The sequence below is a fragment of the Mesorhizobium sp. M2A.F.Ca.ET.037.01.1.1 genome (assembly GCF_003998075.1).
In the GTDB taxonomy this organism is placed as follows: domain Bacteria; phylum Pseudomonadota; class Alphaproteobacteria; order Rhizobiales; family Rhizobiaceae; genus Mesorhizobium.
Map to the genome: position 1 here is coordinate 1 of NZ_RZSA01000626.1, position 4,024 is coordinate 4,024.

6 protein-coding genes are annotated in these 4,024 nt (G+C 63.9%); 5 read left to right on the top strand and 1 reads right to left on the bottom strand.

The annotated features are described in order from the left end of the window. From EOA27_RS25660 to EOA27_RS25675, 4 genes are all read left to right on the top strand, one after another. The coding region (locus tag EOA27_RS25660; RefSeq protein WP_189562109.1) for a hypothetical protein at positions 1-325 on the top strand (325 nt) is incomplete at its 5' end. Between the two features lie 269 nt (positions 326-594). After that, positions 595-1,191: a glutathione S-transferase family protein gene (locus tag EOA27_RS25665; RefSeq protein WP_126078205.1), complete on the top strand. Its 597-nt coding sequence runs from the start codon at positions 595-597 to the stop codon at positions 1,189-1,191. Positions 1,192-1,452: 261 nt separating this feature from the next. Next, positions 1,453-1,830: a TfoX/Sxy family protein gene (locus tag EOA27_RS25670; RefSeq protein ID WP_126078204.1), complete on the top strand. Its 378-nt coding sequence runs from the start codon at positions 1,453-1,455 to the stop codon at positions 1,828-1,830. Between the two features lie 83 nt (positions 1,831-1,913). Further along, the gene (locus EOA27_RS25675) at positions 1,914-2,330 is read left to right on the top strand and encodes a GFA family protein (RefSeq protein WP_126083453.1); all 417 of its coding nucleotides are present in this window, start codon (positions 1,914-1,916) and stop codon (positions 2,328-2,330) included. Between the two features lie 71 nt (positions 2,331-2,401). Here EOA27_RS25675 and EOA27_RS25680 read toward each other — a convergent pair whose 3' ends face one another. After that, a complete protein-coding gene (locus EOA27_RS25680) occupies positions 2,402-3,055 on the bottom strand; it encodes an outer membrane protein (RefSeq protein WP_126078203.1) in 654 nt (217 codons plus the stop codon). A 409-nt stretch (positions 3,056-3,464) separates the two neighbouring features. Between EOA27_RS25680 and EOA27_RS25685 the strand changes: the two genes are divergently transcribed. After that, positions 3,465-4,024: SDR family oxidoreductase (locus tag EOA27_RS25685; RefSeq protein ID WP_127257572.1), on the top strand; the 560-nt coding region annotated here is incomplete at its 3' end.

Genomic DNA, 4,024 nt, shown 5'->3' on the forward strand with positions numbered 1-4,024 from the left:
ACCTGCAGCAGTTAAGAAGGCAGCGGCACCGAAGGCAGCCGCCAAGGCTCCGGCCAAGGCAGCAGCGAAGCCGGCCGCGAAGGCCGCGGCAAAGCCCGCCGCCAAGGCAGCAGCAAAGCCCGCCGCCAAGGCAGCAGCAAAGCCGGCCGCGAAGGCCGCGGCAAAGCCCGCCGCAAAGGCAGCAGCCAAGCCCGCCGCCAAGAAGCCGGCAGCGAAGGCCGCGGCCAAGCCCGCCGCCAAGGCTCCGCTGAAGGCCGCCGCGGCCAAGGCTCCGGCAGCCGTCAAGAAGGCAGCTCCGGCGAAGAAGCCGGCCGCCAAGAAGTAATCGCGTAGCTTCGCGCGCGAACCGCAACGGCTGAGGGCGGGTGCTATTCAGGCACCCCTCTCGCCAATTCGGTGTCTGAGCGAGCGGAGTCGGAGCGGACGCTCCTCCTAAAGCTCCCGGAAATTTGCCGTCAGGCAAAACTTTCCGGGGGCTTTTTTGTTGCCGCGTCCGCGTCGGCAAGACGTGGCTAATCCGGATCGGCTTTGCTGGGCCGTTGCCCTGGAGGTTCGATTCGGTCAACAGTGCGGCAGACAACTGGGAAATCGATCATGCCGAAACTGCTCTATGCTTCCACGTCCCCCTATAGCTCGAAGGTCCGTATGGCGGCCGTCTACGCCGGCATCGCCATCGACCTCGTGCCGGTCAAGACGGAGGACAAGCCCGCCGAACTGATCTCGGCCAATCCGCTCGGCAAGATCCCGGTGCTGGTGCTGGAGGATGGCCGCTCGATCTATGACAGCCGCACTATTACCCAGCATCTCAACCGGCTGTCGAAGAACGCGCTGTTCCCGCGCAACCCCGACAAGCGGCTCGAGGCGGAAGTTCTCGAGGCGCTGGCCGACGGCATTTGCGACTGCGCGCTGTCGATGGTCTATGAGCGGCGGACGCGGCCGGAAGAGATGGTCTACCAGCCCTGGCTCGACCGCCAGTGGGGCAAGATCACCACCGCGCTCGACCTCATCAACGCCAACCCGCCCAAGTTGCCGAAGAAGATCACCGCCGGCCACATGGCGCTGCGCGCCACCCTTGGCTATCTCGCGCTGCGCTTTTCCGGCCAATGGGAGAAGGGCCGAAGCCGGCTCGTGCGCTGGGCCGCGAGGTTTGATGAGAAGTTTCCGGAACTGAAAGCAAGCGTGCCGGGGTGAGGCGCCTTTTTCCTTCTCCCCTTGTGGGAGAAGGTGGATCGGCGCGATAGCGCCGAGACGGATGAGGGGTGTTGGACGGAGCGAGCGCTGGTGAACTTGGCGCCATCCGAGACTGACCAAGGTGTGCGTCAAGCTGGAGCACCCCTCATCCGTCCGAGCTTCGCTAGGCCACCTTCTCCCACAAGGGGAGAAGGGGAAGCGAGCTTGAAACGCCACCCGCTTCCATGCTTGCCTGACATCATCCAAGTTGGAGTGGTGAGCATGGAAAGGCCCTCTACCAGCGTCGCGCCCGACCCGATGGTCGAGCGCTTGCGCGCCGCCCTCGGCAAGCGCATCTTCACCGAGCAGAAGATGTTCGGCGGCACCTGCTTCATGATCGACGGCAACCTACTGATCGGCACCTCGAAGCGTGGGCTGTTGGTCCGCGTCGGCAAGGACGCGCATGCGGCGGCGGCTGCTCGTCCCCATGCGCGTCCGATGGAAATGGGCGGGCGCTTGATGGAAGGCTACCTCCACGTCGGGCCGGAAGGCACGGCGAGCGAGTCCGAGCTCGCCTTCTGGCTCGATCTTGCTCTGGCCTTTGTCCAGACACTGCCGCCGAAGGACAAATCCACCAAGGTCGCAAAGAAGCGCGCGTAAGCCGCTGACTCGCCATTTTCCAAGCGGCGATGTGTCAGTATCGGCTGCGCCGGCAATGATGAACGCATGGCCAAGGGGAAGCGATGGCACTCAACGGGCACTGCATGTGCGGAGCGGTCACCTGGAGATATTCCGGCGACATCATCCGCAATCTGGTCTGTCACTGCGCCGACTGCCAGCGTGCCACCTCGTCTCCCTTCACCGCCTTCCTGGGGCTGAGGCCCGATGAGCTGAGCTGGGCCGGCGACATCAGGCACTATGAAAGCAGCACGGACACGTTTCGCGGCTTCTGTCCGTCCTGTGGCACCAGGCTTTACTTCCGCTCGACAAGATGGCCGTCGGAGATCCACGTTCACGCCGCCACCTTGACCGATCCGGGCGACTACCGGCCGGACGCCCAGGTCTTCATGCAATCGCGCTTGAAATGGCTGGACCGGCTGCCGTCGATCCCGACCCATGATGGTTTCCAGAGGCAGCCGGCGCGTCGGTCGGGCACCTGACGCCTTTCGGCCGGGCCAACAAAAAAAGCCGGGCGCAAGGCCCGTCTTTTCCGTGTCGTGGCTTCTACGACTTAGAACTTCATACCGACGCCGAAGGTGACGCGGTTGTCCTTCGACTTGACGTTGCCGAGGGCACCGAAGTCCTTGTCGCCGTAGTCGGTGTAGCGGTACTCGACACGGCCGAACACATTGTCGGTGATCTTGATGTCGGAACCGACACCAGCCGTCCAGCCGAGCATTCCCTTGCTCTCGTCGGTGGAGGTGACGCTATCCGTGATCTTCTGGTTCTTGGCGGCAAGACCGCCGGTGCCATAGAGCAGGATTTCTGGGGTCACGGCGTAGCCGAGGCGAGCGCGCAGCGACCCTTCGAGGCCGCCCTTGGCGTTGATGCCGGCGCTGTCGCCCTTGACGCCGTTGTAGCCGAGATCGGCTTCAGCGCCGTAGACGAAGTTGTCCTGCTGCCACTGGTAGCCGCCGAAGACGCCGCCGATGAAGCCCTTGGTCTTCACGTTGACGCCGGCGTCACGAGCATCGGCATGGCCGCTGAAGCCGTAGCCGAGGCTGATACCGGCATAGGGGCCGGCCCATGAAGCAACCGGAAGCTCGGCAACCGGGGCGGGAGCCGGCGGCTCTTCGGAAACGACGTCGGCCGCAAAGGCGGTACCAGCAAAGGCGAACAGCCCGAGCGCGGCGGCAAGCGGCGCGAATTTGAGATTGGTCTTCATTATATACTCCTTAAGCCACAAGACACTTAGGCTTGCTTGTTCATGAAACGCCCCGGCCCGTCCGGGGGGATAAACGAGCCTGGCGTTTAACGGTTCCGAATGTCGTGCTGAAATGCGGCTGAAGCGAACCTGAACTTGGGTCATTCCCGGGCGCGAATGAGGCCGAAAGGTGACGTTGCATCTTCGCAACAGCGAATGTCAGCAGGCTAATCATGTTGCGCTGCACATCGCTTGGTTCAAGGGGTGCAGCGACATATATTGCCGGCAATGGCTTCCCGAATCCGGCGGGGGGAAGCGCATCCGGGCCGCTTCGCCACATTCCTGCCCAAGGTGGAAATGGCATTTAACGCTTGGCCCGTCATATTGTGCCGGCTTCCCGGAATCGTGAAGCCGATTGAGGATTGACACCATGAAACAAGCCACGGCCGTCGCGCTGGTGACGGGTGGAGCAAGACGGATCGGCAAGGCGATCGTCGAGGATCTGGCCGCCAATGGCTTCGCCGTCGCCATCCATGCCAACCGTTCAGGCGCCGAGGCCGAGGCGCTGGCGGGGAAGATCACGGGCGAGGGCGGCCGCGCCGCCGTCGTCGCCGCCGACCTCACCGACATGGATGCGGTGGGTGGTCTCATCGGTCGCGCGCAAGCCGCGCTCGGGCCTGTGACGCTGCTGGTCAACAACGCGTCCCTGTTCGTCGACGACAGCGTCGATGATTTCGACTGGCAGGCCTGGGACCGCCATTTCGCCATCCACCTGAAGGCGCCCGCGCTCTTGGCGCAGAATTTCGCCCGCGCGCTGCCGCAAGGCGAGGAGGGGCTGATCGTCAACATGATCGACCAGCGCGTCTGGCGGCCTACACCGCGCTATTTCTCCTATGCGCTGTCGAAATCGGCGCTGTGGACGCAGACTGAGATGCTGGCGCAGGCGCTCGGGCCGCGCATTCGCGTTAACGCCATAGGTCCCGGCCCGAC

Excerpts from the sequence above, each read along its gene's own strand:
- EOA27_RS25665 (WP_126078205.1), top strand. The coding sequence starts at position 595 with ATGCCGAAACTGCTCTATGCTTCCACGTCCCCCTATAGCTCGAAGGTC.
- EOA27_RS25670 (WP_126078204.1), top strand. The coding sequence starts at position 1,453 with ATGGAAAGGCCCTCTACCAGCGTCGCGCCCGACCCGATGGTCGAGCGC.
- EOA27_RS25675 (WP_126083453.1), top strand. The coding sequence starts at position 1,914 with ATGGCACTCAACGGGCACTGCATGTGCGGAGCGGTCACCTGGAGATAT.
- EOA27_RS25680 (WP_126078203.1), bottom strand. The coding sequence starts at position 3,055 with ATGAAGACCAATCTCAAATTCGCGCCGCTTGCCGCCGCGCTCGGGCTG.